This window comes from Microbulbifer sp. 2205BS26-8 (genome assembly GCF_030731025.1).
Lineage (GTDB): Bacteria > Pseudomonadota > Gammaproteobacteria > Pseudomonadales > Cellvibrionaceae > Microbulbifer > Microbulbifer spongiae.
This window is the reverse complement of record NZ_JAVAMR010000139.1, coordinates 1-1,041: the sequence shown is the minus strand read 5'-3', so window position 1 is coordinate 1,041 and position 1,041 is coordinate 1. Positions and strand designations below refer to the sequence as shown.

At 52.3% G+C, this 1,041-nt stretch carries 1 pseudogene; it reads left to right on the top strand.

Going from position 1 to position 1,041, the window contains the following annotated elements:
* Positions 1 to 948: pseudogene (locus Q5Y71_RS16920) on the top strand (IS5 family transposase); the annotation flags it as partial.
* Between the last annotated feature and the right edge of the window lie 93 nt (positions 949 to 1,041).

The window sequence follows — 1,041 nt, the reverse complement described above, 5'->3', positions numbered from 1 at the left end:
GAATTTGTCCCGAAATCCCACCCACTGAGAAAGATTCGTCAGGAATTTAATTTGGCATTTCAGCGTATCGACTGGTTGCTCGACTGCGCCTATGCACCGAACGGCAAGGAGTCCATTCCCCCGGAGCGATTACTGCGAGCCCTACTGCTACAGGTTTTATTCAGTGCGCGTAGTAAACGTCAGCCGATGGAACAGATGCGCTACAAACTATTATTCCGCTGATTCGTTGGCCTCAGTATTGATGACAAAGTGTGGAATCATTCCACTTTCAGCAAGAACCGTGACCGTCTGCTTGCCCACAACATTATTCCCACCCTGATCGAAGAAGTGGTGCAGATAGATCGGCAGAAGCAACTGTTGTCGGAAGAGTATTTCAGCGTCGACGGCACCTTGATTCAGGCATGGGCTTCGCACAAAAGTTTTCGTCGCAAGCAGGACAGCGACGACGATGAGGGCAGTGGCAGCAACAGCGAGCGGGACTTCCACAAGGAAAAGCACAGCAATGGAATGCACGAATCGCGCACCGATTCAGAGGCTCGGCTGTACAAAAAAATCCAAAGGTATGGCTGTGCTGAGCGGGAAGCAGCCGAGCAGATGCTGACGGAGCTGCCGGGCTCGCGGTGCAACACCGTTGGCGCGGACAAAGGCTACGACACTCGGGGATTCGTAGCCGCCTGTCTTGGTGCCAATGTAACTCCGCATGTAGCCCAAAATACCAAGCGCCGCGGTGGCTCCGTCATTGTCGGACGCGCCACTCGGCACAGCGGGTATCAAGCGAGCATGAAGGTACGCAAGCGAATTGAGGAGGGTTTCGGTTGGGGCAAAACCGTTGGCCTGATTCGCCAAGTAAAAGTCCGCGGGTTAGTGCGGGTCAAGGAGATATTTACCCTCACCTTTATCGGCTGGAATCTAGCCCGAATACGCAATTTACAAGGGGGATCCGCTTAATAGCCGGAGAAGCAGTAAAAATAGCGTTAAGGGGGCGTGTATTCAGCCAAAAGTCGATTAAAAATTCATCAAAATAGAAAAAAGCAGCTTTCC